This window comes from Mycolicibacterium brumae (genome assembly GCF_025215495.1).
Classification (GTDB): Bacteria; Actinomycetota; Actinomycetes; order Mycobacteriales; family Mycobacteriaceae; genus Mycobacterium; species Mycobacterium brumae.
The window spans coordinates 3010856-3029788 of sequence record NZ_CP104302.1 but is presented as its reverse complement, the minus strand read 5'-3'; the positions used below and the strand labels follow the sequence as shown (position 1 = coordinate 3029788).

Annotated in this window: 13 protein-coding genes, 1 tRNA gene and 1 pseudogene; 8 read left to right on the top strand and 7 right to left on the bottom strand. The window is 66.2% G+C overall.

Annotated features, from left to right (window positions below):
* Positions 1–9: 9 nt before the first annotated feature.
* Positions 10–1404, bottom strand: a complete 1395-nt coding sequence (locus tag L2Z93_RS14690) for a zinc-dependent metalloprotease (RefSeq protein WP_090590690.1) — start codon at positions 1402–1404, stop codon at positions 10–12.
* A 125-nt stretch (positions 1405–1529) separates the two neighbouring features.
* Between L2Z93_RS14690 and L2Z93_RS14685 the strand changes: the two genes are divergently transcribed.
* The 6 genes from L2Z93_RS14685 to L2Z93_RS14660 all read left to right on the top strand — a co-directional run bounded on the left by L2Z93_RS14685 (position 1530) and on the right by L2Z93_RS14660 (position 11160).
* Positions 1530–2555, top strand: coding sequence for a YlbL family protein (locus L2Z93_RS14685; protein WP_162561978.1), 1026 nt, complete (start codon positions 1530–1532; stop codon positions 2553–2555).
* Positions 2556–2711: 156 nt separating this feature from the next.
* The gene (locus L2Z93_RS14680; protein WP_090590684.1) at positions 2712–5690 is read left to right on the top strand and encodes a UPF0182 family protein; all 2979 of its coding nucleotides are present in this window, start codon (positions 2712–2714) and stop codon (positions 5688–5690) included.
* A 38-nt stretch (positions 5691–5728) separates the two neighbouring features.
* Complete coding sequence (locus L2Z93_RS14675; RefSeq protein WP_090590681.1) at positions 5729–9091, top strand: ATP-binding protein; 3363 nt, start codon at positions 5729–5731, stop codon at positions 9089–9091.
* Positions 9092–9167: 76 nt separating this feature from the next.
* The gene (locus L2Z93_RS14670) at positions 9168–10535 is read left to right on the top strand and encodes an FAD-binding oxidoreductase (RefSeq protein ID WP_090590678.1); all 1368 of its coding nucleotides are present in this window, start codon (positions 9168–9170) and stop codon (positions 10533–10535) included.
* Between the two features lie 50 nt (positions 10536–10585).
* Positions 10586–10662 (top strand) — tRNA-Met (locus tag L2Z93_RS14665).
* Positions 10663–10815: 153 nt separating this feature from the next.
* Complete coding sequence (locus tag L2Z93_RS14660) at positions 10816–11160, top strand: helix-turn-helix domain-containing protein (RefSeq protein WP_260575429.1); 345 nt, start codon at positions 10816–10818, stop codon at positions 11158–11160.
* On the opposite strand, the gene L2Z93_RS14655 is transcribed toward L2Z93_RS14660, so the two are convergent.
* From L2Z93_RS14655 to L2Z93_RS14645, 3 genes and pseudogenes are all read right to left on the bottom strand, one after another.
* Positions 11157–11375 carry a Shedu anti-phage system protein SduA domain-containing protein gene (locus L2Z93_RS14655; RefSeq protein ID WP_234786190.1) on the bottom strand — a complete coding sequence of 73 codons (219 nt, stop codon included), beginning with the start codon at positions 11373–11375 and terminating at the stop codon, positions 11157–11159. The two genes, L2Z93_RS14660 and L2Z93_RS14655, sit on opposite strands and share 4 nt — an antisense overlap.
* A pseudogene (locus L2Z93_RS14650) lies at positions 11372–12085 on the bottom strand (ISL3 family transposase); the annotation flags it as partial. The pseudogene L2Z93_RS14650 and the gene L2Z93_RS14655, both read right to left, overlap by 4 nt.
* Positions 12086–12117: 32 nt before the next feature.
* Positions 12118–13280 (bottom strand): IS3 family transposase gene (locus L2Z93_RS14645; RefSeq protein WP_090590670.1). Its coding sequence is split into 2 segments (ribosomal slippage): positions 12118–12993 and positions 12996–13280, totalling 1161 coding nucleotides; the frame shifts between segments, so codons are not numbered across the junction.
* An 824-nt stretch (positions 13281–14104) separates the two neighbouring features.
* On the opposite strand from L2Z93_RS14645, the gene L2Z93_RS14640 reads away from it, so the two are divergent.
* Together L2Z93_RS14640 and L2Z93_RS14635 are read left to right on the top strand one after the other, a co-directional pair.
* Positions 14105–14887, top strand: coding sequence for a nucleotidyltransferase domain-containing protein (locus tag L2Z93_RS14640; protein WP_090590667.1), 783 nt, complete (start codon positions 14105–14107; stop codon positions 14885–14887).
* The gene (locus tag L2Z93_RS14635; protein WP_090590665.1) at positions 14884–15489 is read left to right on the top strand and encodes a metallophosphoesterase; all 606 of its coding nucleotides are present in this window, start codon (positions 14884–14886) and stop codon (positions 15487–15489) included. Before L2Z93_RS14640 ends, L2Z93_RS14635 begins: the two co-directional genes overlap by 4 nt.
* A 13-nt stretch (positions 15490–15502) precedes the next feature.
* Here L2Z93_RS14635 and L2Z93_RS14630 read toward each other — a convergent pair whose 3' ends face one another.
* The 3 genes from L2Z93_RS14630 to istB all read right to left on the bottom strand — a co-directional run bounded on the left by L2Z93_RS14630 (position 15503) and on the right by istB (position 18876).
* The gene (locus tag L2Z93_RS14630; protein WP_090590661.1) at positions 15503–16939 is read right to left on the bottom strand and encodes a tetratricopeptide repeat protein; all 1437 of its coding nucleotides are present in this window, start codon (positions 16937–16939) and stop codon (positions 15503–15505) included.
* Between the two features lie 157 nt (positions 16940–17096).
* Complete coding sequence (locus L2Z93_RS14625; RefSeq protein ID WP_090590656.1) at positions 17097–18023, bottom strand: tyrosine-type recombinase/integrase; 927 nt, start codon at positions 18021–18023, stop codon at positions 17097–17099.
* Between the two features lie 97 nt (positions 18024–18120).
* Positions 18121–18876: an IS21-like element helper ATPase IstB gene (istB, locus tag L2Z93_RS14620; protein WP_090590652.1), complete on the bottom strand. Its 756-nt coding sequence runs from the start codon at positions 18874–18876 to the stop codon at positions 18121–18123.
* Between the last annotated feature and the right edge of the window lie 57 nt (positions 18877–18933).

Here is an 18933-nt window from a genome sequence, read left to right as displayed (position 1 = left end):
GAGTAGCCCCTACTTCTCCGACGACGACGGGGGCGCCGGCGGCTCGTCCCCACCGGACCCACCGTCCCCGCCGGACTCTTCAGAGCTCTCGGCTTCCCCGGCGAACTCCTTCTCCAACTGAGCGATCGCGTCGTCGATCCCGCTGGTGTCCCCGCCGACCATCCGGTCGATGAACGCCGCCGGCTCGTCGAGATCCTCCGACGTCGGCAGCAGGTCCGGGTGGCCCCACACGCCGTCGCGGGCGTCGGCGCCCACCGCGTCGGTCAACCGCGACCACAGCGTCGCCGCCTCGCGCATCTTGCGCGGCCGCAGCTCCAGCCCGACCAGGGTGCCGAACGTCTGCTCGGCCGGCCCGCCGGAGGCCCGTCGGCGCCGCAGCGTTTCGGCCAGCGCCGACGCGCCCGGCAGCCGGTCGCCCAACGCGTCGGAGACCACGGTCTGCACCCAGCCCTCGATCAGCGCGAGCAGCGTCTCCAGCCGCTCCAGCGCGGCGGTCTGCCCGGGGGAGACCTTCGGCTCGAACAGGCCCTGGCTGAGGATCTGCTCCATCTGCGACGGGTCGGTCAGCGCCATCGGGTTGATGCCCTGCGCCAACTCCTCGATCCCGGAGATGTCGATGTTGATGCCGCGGGCGTAGGACTCCACCGCGCCCAGCAGCTGCGGCGCGAGCCACGGCACATGGGCGAACAGGCGCTGGTGCGCCGCCTCGCGCGCGGCCAGGAAGGTCATGATCTCGCTCTTGGACTGCTCCAGGCCGTCGGAGAACTCGTCGATCGCCGCGGGCATCAGCGCGGACACGCCCACCGGTCCCAGTGGAAGGCCGATGTCGGTGGAGGTCAGCACCTCCTTGCTCAGCGTGCCCAGCGCCTGCCCGAGCTGCGAGCCGAACGCCATCCCGCCCATCTGCGACATCATCGCCATCAGCGGGCCGGCCATCGCCTTGGCCTCCTCGGGCAGCACCGACGTCCACACCGACGAGATCTGCTCGGCCACCGGATCGCACAGCCGCTTCCAGGTGCCCATCGTGTGGTCCACCCAGTCGGCCGGGGTCCAGGCCGCGGCGCTGCTGGTGCCCGCGGGGAACGGGGTCACCTGGTCCAGCCACATGTCGGCCAGCCGCACCGCGTCGGCCACCGCTGTCGTCGTCGACGCGGACACCGGGGCGGTGAACCCCAGCGAGTTCGACGCCAGTTGGCGGGCCAGGTCGTAGTTCACCGCGCCGCCGCCGCCGGAGGCCATCGCCGACGCGGTTCCGGAGAACATCTGCCCCAGGCGGGAGAAGATCTGGCCCAGGTCGCCGGGGTTGAACCCGCCGCTGCCGAGCCCGAATGGGTCCTCGCCACGCTTCTTGTCGGGGTCGTCGCCGTCTCCGCTCGCGGAGAATCCGAAGGGAAGATCAGCCATGACCTCAACGGTACTGGTCCAAGCGCCGCCACGCGCGCGGCATCGTTGTGCTCTCAGAGAACCCGCGCTCGCAGAGAACCCGCGCGGCCACGGCGCCCCTGAGGCCGCCGGTTACTGTGGTCGGCGTGAACAGGCGGATCATGACGCTGCTGGTGGCGCTGGCGCCGATTCTGGTGTTCGGGTTGTTCCTGTCCAGCGTGAAGGTGCCGTTCGTGTCGCTGGGCCCGGGCCCGACCTTCGACACCCTCGGGGAGTACGACGGCAAGAAGGTCGTCGACATCGAAGGCGTGGCGACCAAGCAGTACGCCGGGCACCTGAACATGACCACCGTCGCCCAGCGCGACGGCCTGACCCTGGCCCAGGCGCTGGTGATGTGGGCCTCGGGCCGCGACCAGATCGTCCCGCGCGCGCTGGTGTACCCGCCTGACAAGAGCAAAGACGAGATCGACGCCGGCAACGCCAGCGACTTCAAGAACTCCGAGGACAACGCCGAGTACGCGGCGCTGGACTACCTCAAGTACCCGAAGCTGGCGGTGGTCCGCAACGTCGCCGACGACGGCGCGGCCAAGGGCAAGCTGCAGGCCGGTGACGCCCTCATCGGTGTCGACGGCCACCCGGTCGCCACCGTCGAGGAGTTCACCGACCGCCTCAAGGGCGCCAAGCCCGGCCAGGACGTCGTCATCGACTACCAGCGCAAGAACACCGCCGAGCCCGGTTCGACGACCATCACCCTGGGTGACGGGCCCGAGGCCGGCCGCGGCTACGTCGGCGTCGGGGTGCTCGACGCGCCGTGGGTGCCGTTCGTCATCACCTTCAACCTGGCCAATATCGGCGGCCCGTCGGCCGGGCTGATGTTCTCCCTGGCGGTGGTCGACAAGCTGACCGACGGCGACCTCAACGGCGGCCGGTTCGTCGCCGGCTCGGGCACCATCACCCCGGGCGGGGAGGTCGGTCCGATCGGCGGCATCAGCCACAAGATCGAGGCCGCCGCCGAAGCCGGCGCGACGGTGTTCATGGTGCCCGCCGACAACTGCACCGACGCCCGCCAGGGCGCGCCCGACGGCATCGAGTTGGTGAAGGTCGACACCCTCACCACCGCGGTCGACGCGCTGAAGGCCATCACCGACGGCGGGGAACCGCCACGCTGCTGAGCAGCGCCGAACGGCCTGCGCCCGGACGCCCACGGATGCCATTCCTGGGAGTTTGCGTAGAGTTGGCGGCAGCCGACGATCACGGACGGCCGGTCTTCGTTGAACGGGGACCCGCCTGACGGGGACACACCAATCGAGGAAACCAGGAGCGCACACGTGGCGATGCGGCCGACGGCGAAGATGCCGACGCTGAACCGACGAAGCCGGATTCTGATCGCTTTGGGAGCCGCGGTGCTGGTCGCGCTGCTGGTGGGCCCGCGGTTCATCGACACCTACGTCGACTGGCTGTGGTTCGGCGAACTGGGCTACCGCTCGGTGTTCACCACCGTCATCGCCACCCGGGTGGTGGTGTTCCTGGTGGCGTTCGTCGTCGTCGCGCTGATCGTCTTCGGTGGGTTGTTCCTGGCCTACAAGACCCGCCCGGTGTTCGTGCCGGTCTCCGGGCCCGAGGATCCGGTGGCGCGGTACCGCACCGCCGCGCTGATGCGCCTGAAGACCTTCGGCATCGGCATCCCGGTGTTGATCGGCGGCCTGGCCGGCATGGTCACCCAGTCCTACTGGGCGCGGGTCCAGCTGTATCTGCACGGCGGCGACTTCGGCGTCACCGACCCGCAATTCGGCAAGGACCTCGGCTTCTACGCGTTCGACCTGCCGTTCTACCGGATGCTGCTGACCCTGGTGATGGTCGCGCTGTTCCTGGCGCTGCTGGCGAACCTGGTGGGGCACTACATCTTCGGCGGCATCCGGCTGTCCGGCCGCGACGGCGCGCTGACCCGTCCGGCGCGGCTGCAGCTGATCCTGCTGCTGGGCACCCTGGTGCTGCTCAAGGCCGTCGCCTACTGGCTGGACCGCTACGAACTGCTCAGCCACACCCGATCCGGCAAGCCGTTCACCGGCGCCGGTTACACCGACATCAACGCGGTGCTGCCGGCCAAGATGATCATGCTGGCCATCGCGGTCATCTGCGCGCTGGCGGTGTTCTCCGCGGTGGTGCTCAAGGACCTGCGGATCCCGGCGATCGGCCTGGCGCTGCTGCTGCTGTCCTCGGTGGTCATCGGCGCCGGCTGGCCGCTGGTCATCGAGCAGTTCTCCGTCAAACCCAATGCCGCGCAGAAGGAATCGGAGTACATCTCCCGATCCATCGCCGCGACCCGGCAGGCCTACGGTCTGACCGACGAGCACGTCACGGTGCGCAACTACGAGGGCAACACCCCGACCTCGGCGGGCCAGATAGCCGCCGACCGGGCCACCGTGAGCAATATCCGCTTGCTGGACCCCGGCATCGTCAGCCCGGCGTTCACCCAGTTCCAGCAGGGCAAGAACTTCTACAGCTTCCCCGAGCAGCTGGCCATCGACCGCTACACCGACAACAACGGCAACCTGCGTGACTTCGTCGTCGCGGTCCGCGAGCTCAACCCGTCCCGGCTGATCGACAACCAGCGGGACTGGATCAACCGGCACTCGGTGTACACCCACGGCAACGGCTTCATCGCCAGCCCGGCGAACACCGTGCGTGGCACCGCCAATGACCCGAACCAGAACGGCGGCTACCCGGAGTTCCTGGCCTCGGTGGTCGGACAGGCCGGCAAGGTGATCTCGCCTGGACCGGCGCCGCTGGACCAGCCGCGGGTGTACTTCGGCCCGGTGATCGCCAGCAGCCCCGCCGATTACGCCATCGTCGGCGTCAACGGCGATGACCGCGAGTTCGACAACGACGACCAGAACTACACCTACACCGGCACCGGTGGTGTGGAGATCGGCAACTACATGTCCCGGCTGGTGTTCGCCGCCAAGTACGCCGAGCGGAACTTCCTGTTCTCCAACGTGATCGGGCCGGACTCCAAGCTGCTGTTCAACCGCGATCCGGCCAAGCGGGTCGAGGCGGTCGCGCCGTGGCTGACCACCGACTCCAGCCCGTACCCGGCGATCGTGAACAAGCGGATCGTCTGGATCATCGACGGCTACACCACGCTGGACAACTACCCGTACTCGGAGCTGACGTCGCTGTCGTCGACCACGGTGGACTCCACCGAGGTGGCGATGAACCGGCTGATCCCGGACAAGCAGGTGTCCTACATCCGCAACTCGGTGAAGGCCACCGTCGACGCCTACGACGGCACCGTCACGCTGTACCAGCAGGACGAGGACGATCCGGTGCTCAAGGCGTGGATGAGCGTGTTCCCCGACACCGTCAAGCCCAAGAGCGAGATCAGCAAGGAACTCTCCGAGCACATCCGCTACCCGGAGGACCTGTTCAAGGTCCAGCGGGCGCTGCTGGCCAAGTACCACGTCGACAACCCGGTGGAGTTTTTTGCCGCGCAGGACTTCTGGGACGTTCCGCTGGACCCGAACCCGCAGGCCTCCAGCTTCCAGCCGCCGTACTACATCGTGGCGCAGAACCTCGCCGCGGAGAACAAGACCGCGTCGTTCCAGCTGACCAGCGCGATGAACCGGATCCGGCGTGACTTCCTGGCGGCCTACATGAGCGCCAGCAGCGACCCGGAGACCTACGGCAAGATCACCGTGCTGCAGATACCCGGTCAGGTCAACGGCCCCAAGCTCGCCTACAACCGGATGAGCACCGACACCGCGATCAGCCAGGACCTCGGCATGATCGGCCGCGACGGCCAGAACCGGATCCGCTGGGGCAACCTGCTGACCCTGCCGGTGGGGGAGAGCGGCCTGCTGTACGTGGCGCCGATCTTCGCCTCCCCGGGCACCAGTGACGCCGCGTCGAGCTACCCCCGCATGATCCGGGTGGCGATGTCCTACAACGACGAGGTCGGGTACGGCCCGACGGTCCGCGCGGCCCTGGACCAGATCTTCGGCCGTGGGGCCGGAGCGACGGCCACCGGCCCCGCGCCGGCCGGGCCGGTCCCGAGCAACGGCGAGGCTCCGACCGAGGCGCTGCCGCCGGCCACCGAGCCGACCGAAGGCCAGGCGAACACCCCGGCCCCGGTCGCGGTGCCCGGCTCGCCGGTCACGCTGTCGCCGCAGAAGGCCGCCGCGCTGGACGAGATCGGCAAGGCGATGGACGCCGCCCGCCAGGCGCAGCAGTCCGGCAACTTCGCCGAATACGGTGAGGCGCTGCAGAAGCTCAACGAGGCGATGGACAGCTACGACAACACCAACTAGGAGGTGCTGCCCGCCGCGGCGGGCAGTAGTCTTCGCGGGTGCGATTTCAGCTCCTCGGCCCGCTGCAGGTCGTCGCCGACGGCCGGCAGCTGGAGCTCGGGCCGCCCAAGCAGCGGGCCGTGCTGGCGGTGTTGCTGCTGGCCGACGGCGCGGTCGTCTCGGTCGACCGGCTGATCGACGCGGTCTGGGACGACGACGCCCCGTCCAGTGCCACCGCCAGCCTGCAGGCCTACATCTCCAACCTGCGCCGGGCCCTGCGCGGTGACGGCCCGGGTTCGCCGATCGTGCGGCAGGCCCCCGGCTATCGGCTGGCGCTGCCCCACGGCGCGCGCGTCGACCTGACCGAGCTCACTGAGCACACCGCGGCCGCCCGGGGCGCCCGAGAATCCGGGCGGTGGCCGGCCGCGCTGGAGGAGACAGACGCCGCGCTGGCGCTGTCCGAGGCCCCACTGCTGGCGGAGTTCGCCGGCGCGCCCTGGCTGAGCGCCGAGTCGCTTCGCGTCGAAGAGCTGCGCGCCGAATGCGCCGAGACCCGGATCCCCGCCCTGCTCGCGCTGGGCCGCACCGCCGAAGCACTGGCCGACGCGGTGGCGCTGCGCCGGTCCGCGCCGCTGCGGGACCGGGCGTGCTGGCTGCACATGCTGGCCGCCTACCGGGCCGGGCGCACCGCCGAGGCGTTGGACGCCTACCGCGACTACGCCCAGCATCTGGACACCGAACTGGGCATCGACCCCGGCCCCGAGCTGCGGGACCTGCAGACCCTGATCTTGGCGCAGTCCCCGGAGTTGACGACGTGGCCGCGGCCGTCGGCCTGGACCGGCGCCGCCGACGTCATCGCGCCCGCGCCGGCCGAGGTCGCCGAACCGCCCGGACAGCGCGATCCGGTCGCGGGCGCCGCACTGGTCGGCCGCGGACGCGAATTACAGGCCATCACAACCCTTCTCACCGAGGTGGCGGGCGGTCACACCGGTTGGCTGGTGCTGACCGGGCCGCCCGGGATCGGCAAGACCCGGCTGGCCGAAGAGGCCGCGGCGCGTGCGGAGTGCCCGGTGATCTGGGTGGACTGCCCCGATGAGTCCGGCGCGCCGCCGTGGTGGCAGATGCGCCGGCTGGTCCGGGCGCTGGGCTCCGATCCCGACGAGGTGCTCGCCGTCCCCGCCGACACCGACCCCGACACCGCCCGCTTCCTGGTCTACGAGCGGCTGCACCTGCTGCTCGCCGACGAGCGGCCCCGGCTGCTGGTGATCGACGACGCCCAGTGGGCCGACGCCGCGACTCTCGGCGCGCTGGCGTATCTGTCCGGCGTGCTGCGCGGGCAACCGATCGGTGTGGTGATCACCGTGCGCGACGGCCACCGCCCTCCGGAACTCGCGCGACTGTTGACCACCTTGGCCCGCACCGACCGTGGCCGTCACCTCGAGGTGCCCGCCCTCGGCGCCGGCGATGTCGCCGCACTGGCCAACGGGATCGCCGAGGAGCCGCTGAGCCCCGCCGAAGCGACCGTGCTCGCCGAACGCACCGGCGGCAACCCGTTCTTCGTCGGCGAGTACGCGCGGCTGCCCCGCGCGGATCGGGCCGCCGATATCCCGTCGGCTGTGCGGTCGGTGCTGGATCGGCGGTTGGCCGGCCTCGAAACGGACCTGCTGGAGGTGCTGCGCGGCGCGGCGGTGATCGGCGAGCGGGTCGACGCCCAGGCGCTCGCGCTGCTGCGGGCGGCCGTCGGGCTGGACCTGGACGCGCTGGCCGATCTGCTCGACGAGGCCGCCGACGCCCGGATCCTGGTGACCGCCCACGATTGCGGCGCTTACGAATTCGCGCACGGACTGCTGCGTGAGCACCTGCTGGCCGGGATGCCGGCGCTGCGCCGCCGGCGGCTGCACCTGAAGATCGCCGAACTGCTCTCCGGCGCCCCGGAGAACGCGGGGCGTCGCGCGCAGCATCTGGTCGACGCGCAGCCGCTGGCCGCGCCGCTCGATGTGGTCGCCGCCTGCCGAGAGGCAGCCGAACATGCTGCCGCGCAATGGAGTTCGGAAACCGCAGCCCGGTGGTGGGAGAACGCGCTGCAGGCCTACGGACTGCTCCCGGATGATCAGCGCAGCCCCGCCGAGCGTGACTCGCTGACCGTGGCGCTGCTGCAGGCGCTGGCCCGCGCCGGCCGCGGCCAGACCGTGCTCGACACCGCCGCGGGCGCGCTGCAGGAGGCGCTGCGTTCTGGCCGGCGGGCCACCGCGGGCCGCATCGCCGCCGAACTGCTGCGCGTCAGCGGCGGCTGGCCGTGGATCGCGCCGGGAGGTGACCCCAGCGAGCTTCTCGAACTCCTCTGCCGGGCAGTCGATCTCACCGCCGACGATCCGTCGGCCGGAGCTCAGGTGGACGCCGCGTTGGCGGTCGGCAACTGCTACCACCCCGATCCCGCCGTGGTCGCGGGGTTGCTGGGCCGCGCCGACGCGCTCGCCACCGCCTCCGGTGACCCCGACGCGGTCGCGGCCGTCCTGCTGGGCCGGCTGCTGACCTACTCTGGCGTGGCGGTCTACAGCAGGCAGACGCTGGACTGGGCCGAGCAGCTGATCGCCCTACCGCACGACCGTAGGCAGGAAGACACCGTCACCGCGCATTCGGTGGCCACCATGGCGACGTTCAACCTGGCCGACCTGGACGGCACCCGGGTGCATCTGCGCGCCGCGATCAGCGGCAGCGATCAGCTCCGACTGCCGGTGCTGCGGGTGCAACTGCGCTGGCTGGAGGCGGTGCTGGCGGTGTGGTCCGGAGACCTCGCCGAGGCCAGACGCCACCACCGGATCGCCATCGCCGTGCACGGCGAGACCGAACTGTACGGCGCGGGCAGCGCCCTGATCGCGCTGGCCTGCCTGCTGCGCGACGAAGGCGACCTCGCCGGCGAGGAGATCCTGTTCGAGGAGTACCTCGACGACGGCGGAGAGGGCATGGTCGCGGTGGTGCGCTCGGCGCTGTGCGACACCCGCGACGAGGCCGAATCACTGATGGCCAGCGCACCCGATGACCTGCAGTTCTGGAGCTCGTTGGGACAGGCGGTGTTGCTCGCGCACCTGTGCGCCGAGTTCGGCCTCACCGACCACGCCGGGAAACTGTTGTCCCAGTTGGCCGATCACCGCCAGGAGATCGCGGTGATCGGCCAGGTCGGCGTGGTGGGCCCGGTCGCGCTGGCGACCGCGCGGCTGCGCCTGCTGGTCGGTGATCGTGACGGCGCTCGGCGGGATCTGGAACTGGCCCGCGACATCGCGCAGCGCAGCGGTGGCGTGCCGTCGGTGCTGCGCTGCCGGCTGTTCGCGCTGGAGCTCGACCCCTCGGCCCGCGACGACGCCCTGGCAGACGAGGCGGAGCGGATTGGGATGCGTGGGGTGGCCGCCGCCGCCCGCCGCTGACTTGGATTTTCCTTGGTGCGGGCGGTCCCACCTGCGCGCCAAATCCCCGCCAAGACGCTTGCGCGACGGTACCGGCATGACTGTCACCGCCGACGAAGACCTGGGCTCGCTCATCGAGGGCGTTGTCGCGCTGCCCGAGGACCCCGATTACCTGCGCTGCTCGCCGTGGAACACCGCCGTCGAGGTGGCGCCGCGGATGGTGGTCTTCCCGCGCAGCGCCTCCGACGTGGCCGCGACCGTCCGGCACGCGGGCGCGGTCGGCGCCACCGTCGCCGTCGCCGCGACCGGGCACGGCGCGCTACCGGTGGGACCGGAGAGCATCCTGGTGCACACCGGCGACATGACCGACGTCGCCGTCGACGTCCTCGGGCGCACCGCCCGGGTCGGCGCCGGAGCCAGCTGGCAGCACGTGCTGGACGCGGCCACCCCGCACGGCCTGGCGCCACTGTGCGGCTCCGCCCCGTCGGTGGGGGTGGTCGGCTTCCTGACCGGCGGCGGGATCGGGCCGTTGGTGCGGACCTTCGGACTGTCCTCGGACCACGTGCGGTCCTTCGAGGTGGTGACCGGAACGGGGGAGATTCTGCAGGTGTCGCCCGAGCGGCACGGGGATCTGTTCTGGGGATTGCGCGGCGGCAAGGCCACGCTCGGCATCGTCACCGCCGTCGAGATCGACCTGCCGGAACTGCCCGAATTCTACGGCGGGGCAATCTACTTCGACGGCGACTACGCCGAAAACGTACTGCGCGCATGGTCCCAGTGGTGCCCCGGACTGCCGGAGTCGGTCAGCACCTCGGTTGCGCTCCTGCAGGCCCCGGACGCGCCCGAGGCCCCGCCGGCACTCGCTGGGCGCTTCGTGATCGCGGTGCGGTTCGCCGCGGTGGGGGACCGCGGCGAGGCGCTGGACCTGCTGACCCCGATTCGGGCCGTCGCGCCGGCGCTACTGGACGCCGTCGAAGTGCTGCCGTACGCAGCGATCGGCGCGGTGCACGCCGACCCGCCGCACCCGATGCCGGTGTACGAGGACCATGCGCTGCTCTCCGGCCTGCCGGAAGAAGCGGTCTGCGAGTTGTTGCGGCTGGCCGGGCCCCGGGCCGGATCCCTGCAGGCCTTGGTGGAGGTCCGCCAGCTCGGCGGCGCGTACGCGCGCTGGCCGCGGCAACGCAGCGCGTTCTGCCACCGTGACGCCGCCTTCGCAGTGACCACCATCGGCATTCCCGTCCCGGAGCTCGCCGAGCAGGTGCGCGGGCACGCGGCCGCGGTCCTGCAGGCGCTGGGGCCGTGGTCGACGGGCCGGCAGCTGCCGAACTTCGCCCCGGCTTCTGACCCTTCGCGGTTGGCTCGCTGCTACGACGATGACACGCTGTATCAGCTGGCGGCGCTGGCCGAGCGGTATGACCCCGACGGTGTGCTGCGCGCCGGCCAGGTGGCTCGATATGTGTTCTGAACAGCCGATTTGGAGCCTTCGCGACTGCCCGGTAACGTTGTGTTCACCGACGCGGGGTGGAGCAGCTCGGTAGCTCGCTGGGCTCATAACCCAGAGGTCGCAGGTTCGAATCCTGTCCCCGCTACCAGCGAAAATGGCCCTCAGGCACCAGCCTGGGGGCCATTTTCTATGGGGTTGGGAACATGTTTGGGAACATTAGCGTGGCTAATGAGTCCTAAGACTGTCTAAAACTGACGGACATCGTTGACAGTTCGGGTCTCTGATCAGTAGGAGACCCTGCATGAGCGAACCGCTGCTGCCACGTGAGGTCCGTCGCCGGTTGGCGATCATCCAGCACGCCGAGGAAGTCACGGGCAACGTCGCGATGACGTGCCGCTACTACGGGATCAGTCGGCCGACCTACTACACCTGGTTGCGCCGCTACCGCGAGCAGGGCGTCGAGGGGTTACGGGACCTGTCCCGTCGCCCGCGCCACAGCCCCAACGCCACCCATGCCGACGTGGTCGGCAAGATCATCCAGACCGACAACGGCGCCGAATTCCAGTCCGCCTTCCATTACCACGTCCTCGACAAAGGAGTCGGCCACCGCTACATCAAGCCCCGCACCCCGCGTCTGAACGGTTAGGTCTCCAGCAACGTGCATTGCCATTCGGCCCGAGCCAGCAGCTCATCAAAGGTGACGATCTCGGGCTCGTACAGATTTCGACGATAAAGCTCGAAAGATTCGTACTTTTCCTTCTGAATCCCTCCCGGACCTCGCAGCTGATCGAGGGAGCCGACGATCAGAAAGGAACGTGGACGCACCACATAGGTGTACTCGCCGGTTTCCAGGCTCTTCACAATCCAGGGTGTAGTCGTGGTCTGAATCCGCCGGCCTCCAGCAGGGCGCGGGCGATGTAGTTGGTGAGGTTGCGGAAGCCCAGGGCTGAGCCGCGTAGGTGTTCCAGTCGTCCGTTGATCGCTTCGGTGGGTCCGTTGGAGGTGCCGGGCCGGTCGAAGTAGGCCAGGACATCGGCGGCGCGGCTCTTCAGCGTCCGGCCGAGGGTGACGGCTTCGGCCAGCACGGTGGGCACCCCGGCGCTGAGCATGCTGATCAGCGCGGCCATCCTCTTGCGGCCCGCCACGCGGTCGGGGTGGCGGTAGGCGGCGATGACTTCCTGGTAGATCGCCCAGGTCGTCTGCACCTGAACGTGCCGGTCATCGGCAAACAGCGCGTCGAGGCGGTTGGTCTGCTTGTCGGTGAGCAGATCGGAGCCGGTGAGCAAGGTGCGCCTGGCTTGGTAGAGCGGGTCGCTCTTTCGGCCCCGGTGTCCGCAGGTGGCCAGTTGGATCCGGCGGCGGCACTCATCGACTGCGTTGCCCGCCAGCCGCGCCACGTGGAACGGGTCCATGACAGCGACGGCTTGGGGGATCTCTTCGGCGGCGGCGGTCTTGTAGCCGGTGAACCCGTCCATCGCCACGACATCGACGCGCTCGCGCCAGTCTGCGTCCCGTTCAGCCAGCCAGGTCTTGAACACCGCTTTGGAGCGGCCTTCGACCATGTCCAAAAGGGGTCTGCTGCACGATCAGGTGACAGTTTCGGTCACGCGACCTGACTGGCCGGTGTGGTCATGATGGCTTCGAATTCGATCGGGGTCAACCGGCCGAGTCCGCTCTGGCGTCGGCGGCGGTGGTAGGTGCGTTCGATCCAGGTGACGATGGCGATGCGCAGCTGCTCGCGGGTGTCCCAGCGGCGGCGGTCGAGCACGTTCTTCTGCAGCAAGCTGAAGAAGCTCTCCATGGCGGCGTTGTCACCGGCTGCCCCGACACGTCCCATCGATCCGACCATCTCGTAACGGCTCAACGCATGCACGAATCTCCTTGACCTGAACTGAGATCCGCGGTCGCTGTGGAGTATGCATCCGGCCACTTCGCCGCGCCGTACCACCGCACTGTGCAGTGCCTGTGTGGCCAACCGGGACTTCATCCGCGAGTCGATGCTGTAGCCGACGATCCGGTTGGAGAACGCGTCTTTGATCGCGCACAGGTAGAGCTTTCCCTCGCCAGTACGGTGTTCGGTGATATCGCTGAGCCACAACTGATTTGGTGCATCCGCGGTGAAGTCGCGTTCAACGAGATCGTCGTGGACGGGCGGACCGACCGTGCCGTTCTTGCCGCGCTTCTTGCCGAACACGCTCCACAACCGATTCTGCGAGCAGATCCGCCAGGCGGTGCGCTCGGCCATCGGTTCGCCGGCCTCTGCGGCTTCCTCCACGAGGTAGCGGTAGCCGAACTCTGGGTCTTCGCGGTGGGCATCGAACAGGGCGTTGGCGCGGTAGGCCTCGGCCAGTTCGGCGTCGGTGACAGGCTGGGCCAGCCAGCGGTAGTAGGGCTGGCGGGCGAGCTTGAGTACCCGGCACGTCACCGCGACGGGGATCCCGTCGGAGGCGAGCTCTTTCACGAGCGGGTAGAGCCTTTTCCCGGCAGATTGGCCTGCGACAGGTAGGCCGCAGCCCGGCGCAGGACTTCGTTCTCCTGCTCGAGCAGCTTGATCCGACGTCGCGCTTCCCGCAGCTCACCGGCATCGCCGGTGCTTCTTCCGGGCTTGGCGCCCTCATCGATGTCGGCTTGGCGCATCCACTTGTGCAGCGTCATCGGATGCACTCCGAAATCAGTGGCGATCTGCTCGATCGTCACACCGTCTTCGCGGTTGCGGGCGACCCGTACGACATCGTCGCGGAACTCACGGGGGTAAGGCCTGGGCACAAGGACATCCTTCCAGCCCACCCGTCACGGGCAAGCCAACTCAAATGTCACCTATCCGTGCAGCAGACCCGGCGTACATGGAATGCACGTCTGTGCTCCTAGGGCGGCAATGCGTCAGCTACCGGAGTTGCCGGCTGGCGGGTCAAGGCTGCGCGCTGCGATTCGAGGCCTCTGGTTGCGCGGGAATTTGGGTGCGAAGTGTGGATGGAAAGTCGGCATTGCCGAGCCGGGCCGTGACGAGCGAGATGGGTACGCCCCTGGAGATGAATAAGGTTGGCCGCAGGTACGCCGCGTATCGTGAAGCCGTATCTGCGGCACGTCGAGACCGCGGATGGCTGAGACTGCCACAGCGAAGGGTGGTACGGTTTGCCAGCCTGACTGCAGACGGCATAGCACTGGTCCGAGTGGGCATCGCCTCGGGTGAGCATCTCGGCAGCTTGGCGAAGCTTCGCCACTACAGGTTTGGGCGACGTGATCAATGTGAACGGATTTGTGAACGAAACCGTGCGGAACACGGACGACCGCCTCGACACGGTGTGACTTGCGAGACGCCAGATCCCAGCTGACCTGCACATTAGCGATGTAGGTAGAGTGTGCAAGACCGCAACCGGCCAGTAACCAGAGGTCGAGGCTTGAATTCTGTCTCCGCTACCGGGAAAACGGCTCCCGGAGGCAACTCCGGGAGCCGTGTTCATTAGCTTTGGAGACACGTTCGGGAACATTAGCTAGGCTAGCGAATAGGATTGAAGTGGGCTGCGGCCACATCGTGACCGCAGTGGGTCGGAGAACAGAAAAAGGCACAGACAGTCCTTGCAGAGGAGATCGTGGAACGGGAATCCATCGTGGAAGCGCTCGTAGGGCTGGGTATTTCTCGTGATGTAGCCGACGATCTTCCACCGTTGGCGGATAGCGTCATGGGCTTGCTGGTGTACGGGAGCCAGGCCCGAGGAGACGCGGTTGCTGGTAGCGATTTGGACCTGCTTGCGCTCTCTGCGCGCCTCGCGCCAAGCGTCTACTCAGGTATGGCGAACGTCAGCTTCTACACGGTGGAACAGTTGAAGTCCGGTGTGGGGACGCTTTTCGGCGCGCATTTGCTCCGTGACTCCAAGATTGTCTGGGACCCAACAGGGCAGCTTAGAGAGCTCGTCTCGGGACTCGGAGATGTTGATACTGAACGGCTTCTGACTCGAGTTCGCGAGATGTCCGCGGTATTCGGCGCATTGAATTCGGACCTTCCGAAATATCTTGCGGGACTGTTGCGAGAAGCTCGCTACCTACTCAGAAGCGGCCTATATGCCCAAGCTATTGCCGATGGAGAACCATGTTTTTCGGTTCGCGAGATCGCAACTCGCCACCGCGATCCTTCGTTAGTAAACCTTTTGGCGTCTCGGCAGGTTGGTGATCCCAGTATTGAGGATCTAAACGAATGTCTTATGCGACTTGAGCGCGTTATTGGCCCGCTGAAGTCGAATCCTCACGGTTCGCTGGAAGCTCTAATTGTGAACGAATGGGGTAGTGGTGGAGATGTGCTATCAATTGGATTCATGGCGCTCGGCTTAGTTGGCGCTGATGGCGACTACGCTGAAGTGGACAAGATACTGTTATGACTCCAGAACGTCTGGCTTTTGTGGGTGACATCCATGGAAACCTACCTGCATTACGTGGAATTTTGTATGAACTTGAGAAAGTCAATCTCGATAGAATTGTATTCCTAGGTGACTATATCGATAGAGGTGAAGATTCTGCAGGGGTGCTTCGGCTGCTGTGTGAAAGTGCAAAGTCTAAGCCACTTGTTTTGTTGAGGGGCAACCACGAAGAGGTTTTATTGAAAGCATTGGATACTGGAGATCTGGCACATTTTCTCAAGATTGGAGGCGCTAGTACAATCCGATCCTACGTGGGGTCAAAGGTATCGCCAGATGTAATGACGGAATTCCGTTCCCGACTTCCAGTCGAACACATCGATCTCCTTCGTGGTATGCCGGAAGAGTTTGAAAATAAGAATGTATTGGCATCTCACGTGCCCAAAGAAGATGGAAGTCATAGGTTTCAAGTATCGGCACATGCATACGTGGGCCGAGAGCCATGCATAGATTCCAACTCTGCCAGAATAGATACTGGTTGCGGGTCGGATGGGGGTCTATTGACGGCGGTCACATGGCCTGAACTGAGGGTTATCCAGATCGATCAAGACGGACACCTAGTCTAATCAAATGGTTCCGCTATGCGGACGATTCTAACTGGTTTAATAACCAGTTTGCACGCCGCTGTCCGTATTCATCACCCATGGATATATTTAATTCGAGACATTCCTGCGCAGATTGCTTTGCGCAAGCTAAATTCCCCGCGGACCTATGGCATTGCGCTGAAAGCAATAAGGCAATTGCTTCGCCGTGGCGATTTCCTATCTGCCGGTTTATTGCGATGGCTCGCTCTGTATTTTCTATGGCCAGTATCGCCTGTCCCCGCCGAAGTCGAAGTTGAGCGTAGAGCACTTCCGCGTTGGCATGGAGTGTGGTTGGTGGGACTTCCCTCAATCCCGCAAGGGCTTCTTCTGCGTGCTTGCTAGCGGAATCGACGTTCCCCATTCGGCCCTCAACTCGTGCCAGATTCACCAAAGACTGGCATACATCCACCACGTCCTCGCGCACCCTGCGCCGTTCGAGTGAGCGTTCAAAGCTGTCTCGTGCTGCATCGAAGTCCTTCACATCTTGGAACGCGAGGCCAAGGTCGTCCAGAATTCTGCACGACACGACAATTGAAGCAGAATCTTCACCAGTTACTAACGTAAGTGCTTGTTGTAGCCGCCCGATTGCATCCTCCGCTTTGCCTCGGCGGCGCAATATTCGAGCGTCGGCAGAAAATGCGTCGGCGGCCGACGGCGAATTCAATAAACCAGGCCCGGTGGTGAAATAGTTAATGGAACTCTGTATTATCTCTTGTGCAGCATTCAATTCACCGCGACGTTCAAGGTATTTCGCGTACGCGAGTTGTTCCGGCGGCCCTCCCAATGCGGCAGACTCTTTCAGTTTCTGCCCACCCGCCTCTGGATGCCCTAGTTGAACCAGCTTCGCTCCGTCGCGACCCAGCGAGGCAGCGCGGAGGAGGTCTTTACCGGACGAGGGGAGAAGGTCGATATGTCGAGCAACCTTCTCTTGGGTCGCCGATGCCCAGCCCGCAAGACGGTCGGTGAGCTTGGTCTTCAAGTCGCGCGAGTCGGATACCGCTTCGTACATCAATGAATGATTGCTCTTCATCTGAGTCTGCAAGTTTTCGATCTGCGCTGCGGGTGAGGTAGTGGAGATGAATGCGACCCAAATATCGCGCATCGGATGCTCGGGCTGACCTAAGGCGAGTAGTCCGGTGAACAGTTCTTCTTCGGTTCCCGATGTGAAACCCCACGGACTCCCAGGGTTACTTCCCCAATGTTCCTTAAATAGCGCAATCAGGAAGTGGGATTCAGCAATCAGCTCGTTAATGGCTTCTTGGGGTCGCCTCGCTGTTCCGCGAACGGTCTCCCAACCGACCATCGCGAAGCGAACTCCATCGGGATTCTGGCGTGCGTTGTGTTCATCGATACATGCGGAGACAATTGCTCGCTCAGTTGACAAATCTCCCGGGGAGGCGACGAAGATGTTGAGGGCGAGCGAGTTTGACATGGCCGTACCTTACCCGGTTGAAAGTGGAGCCTATGGGGGTTACATGCCCGCGTTGCGGGTAAGCCCCTTGGCGTGGTGGGGTTTCCCGCAGCGGTGTGTGAAAGGCCGCCGGTACCAAGGGCAGAGGCGCGGATGGCTGTTGCGCGGAGGTAGCCGGCTAAGTGTCGGCTGTACCAGATAGCCACGCATCCCCAAGCACAAACCCCGCTGCCTTCTCGGCAGCCTCCCGGTCGTCATCGAGTGACACGTGCGCATAGGTCTGCAAGAAGTAACCGACATCAGCGTGCCCGATCCGCTCACTGACCACCTTCGGGTTGATCCCGGCCTTGAGGGCGACGGTGGCATAGGAGTGCCGCAGATCGTGAAACGTGATGCGCGGCAGGCTGGCTGCGATGGCGAGTCGGTCGAAGCGTTGGCGGATGCTGTCGGGGTGCGGGGGTCGGCCGTCTTCGTAGGTGAAGACGTAATCGCCGGACTTGTAGTCGCGGCCAAAGAACTCTCGCTCCTTGTCCTGCAAATCACGCCACTGGCGCAGCGCGGCCACCGTCGCGCGGTCGATCGCGATCGTCTGGTCGGCGTTGACGGTCTTGCCGCCGGCCTTGTTGACGGCACGTCCGGCGACGACGACGCGGTTGTCGTGCACGGTGATCAGCGCAGCGTCGAGGTCGACGTCGGACCATTTGAGGCCGCAGATCTGTCCTCGCCGGACACCGGTGGTCAGTTCGAGCAGAAACAGTGCCACGAACCGATCGGTCTGGATGGATTTCAGGAAGGTCTGGATCTGTTGGGCATTCCACACGGGACGCCGGGAGCGCGGCTTCTTCGGCGGTTTGATGTGGGAGGCCGGGTTGTCGGCGATGTACTTCCACGCGAGGGCGTCGGCCAGGGCGCGGTGAATCATGGTGTGGATATTGCGGACCGTCTTGGGCGCCAGGCCAGGGGATTGGCGTTTGGGCACGATGCCTGCCTTGTAACGACGCACCGCTGCGCGGGCGGCGTGGATTGTGGTACCGCAGGCGACGGCGACGGCCCGCGGTGTCGGCGGCTGCCCTTCGGCGACGCATCTGGCCCAGTACGCATACATGTGTCGACGGTCGCGTAATTCCCCAGGGGTTTCCGTCAGGTAATTCCTCAGGTTCGGGCCCTGCTGTGGGTGAGGGTAGCTGGCCGGGTCGGGGTTGTCAGCCGGTGGTCGTGCCGGGGCGTTTGCGGGGTCGGTAGGACGGGCCGTCCATGAGGACTTGGTGGCTGGTGTTGATGAGCCGGTCGAGCAGTGACTCGGCGACGACGGGGTTCGGGAACAGCGGGTACCAGTCCTTGGGGGCGCGGTTGCTGGTCAGGATGAGCGGTTTGCCGGCGATGGCTCGGTCGGAGACCAGGTCGTAGAGGTCGTCGCTTTGGGTGGCGGTGTGCTCGCGCATGGCGAAGTCGTCGACGATGAGCACCAGGGGCCGGGTGTATTCGCGCATGCGTTGGCCGATGGTGCGGTCGGCGTGCCCGCCGGCGAGGTCGGCGAGCATGCGTGAGCATTTGACGAAGCGGATGTCTCCTCCACGTCGGGCGACCTGATGGCCAAGTGACTGTGCCACATGGGTTTTGCCGACTCCGACGGGCCCGTAGAGGATCACCGACTCTCCGGCGTCGAGCCAACGCAGCGCGGCCAGGTCGCGCAGCATCGCGGCGGGCAGTTTCGGGCTGACGGTGAAGTCGAAGTCCTCGAAGGTGTTTTGCTGCTCGAAGCGGGCCCGGCGGATCCGCCGGGCCAGAGCAGCCGATTCTCGGCGGGCGATCTCGTCTTCGCAGAGCACCTGCAGGAACTCCAAGTGGCCGAGTTTCCCGTCGCGGGTTTGAGCCAGGCGGGCATCGAGGGTGTCAAGCATCCCGGTGAGTTTGAGGTTCTTCAACGCGGCCCGAAGGCTGGGATCGTGAATCGTCATGAGTGAGTGATCCGTTCAATGAAAGTGTGAAAGTGGTTGACAGGTGACAGGATTGGG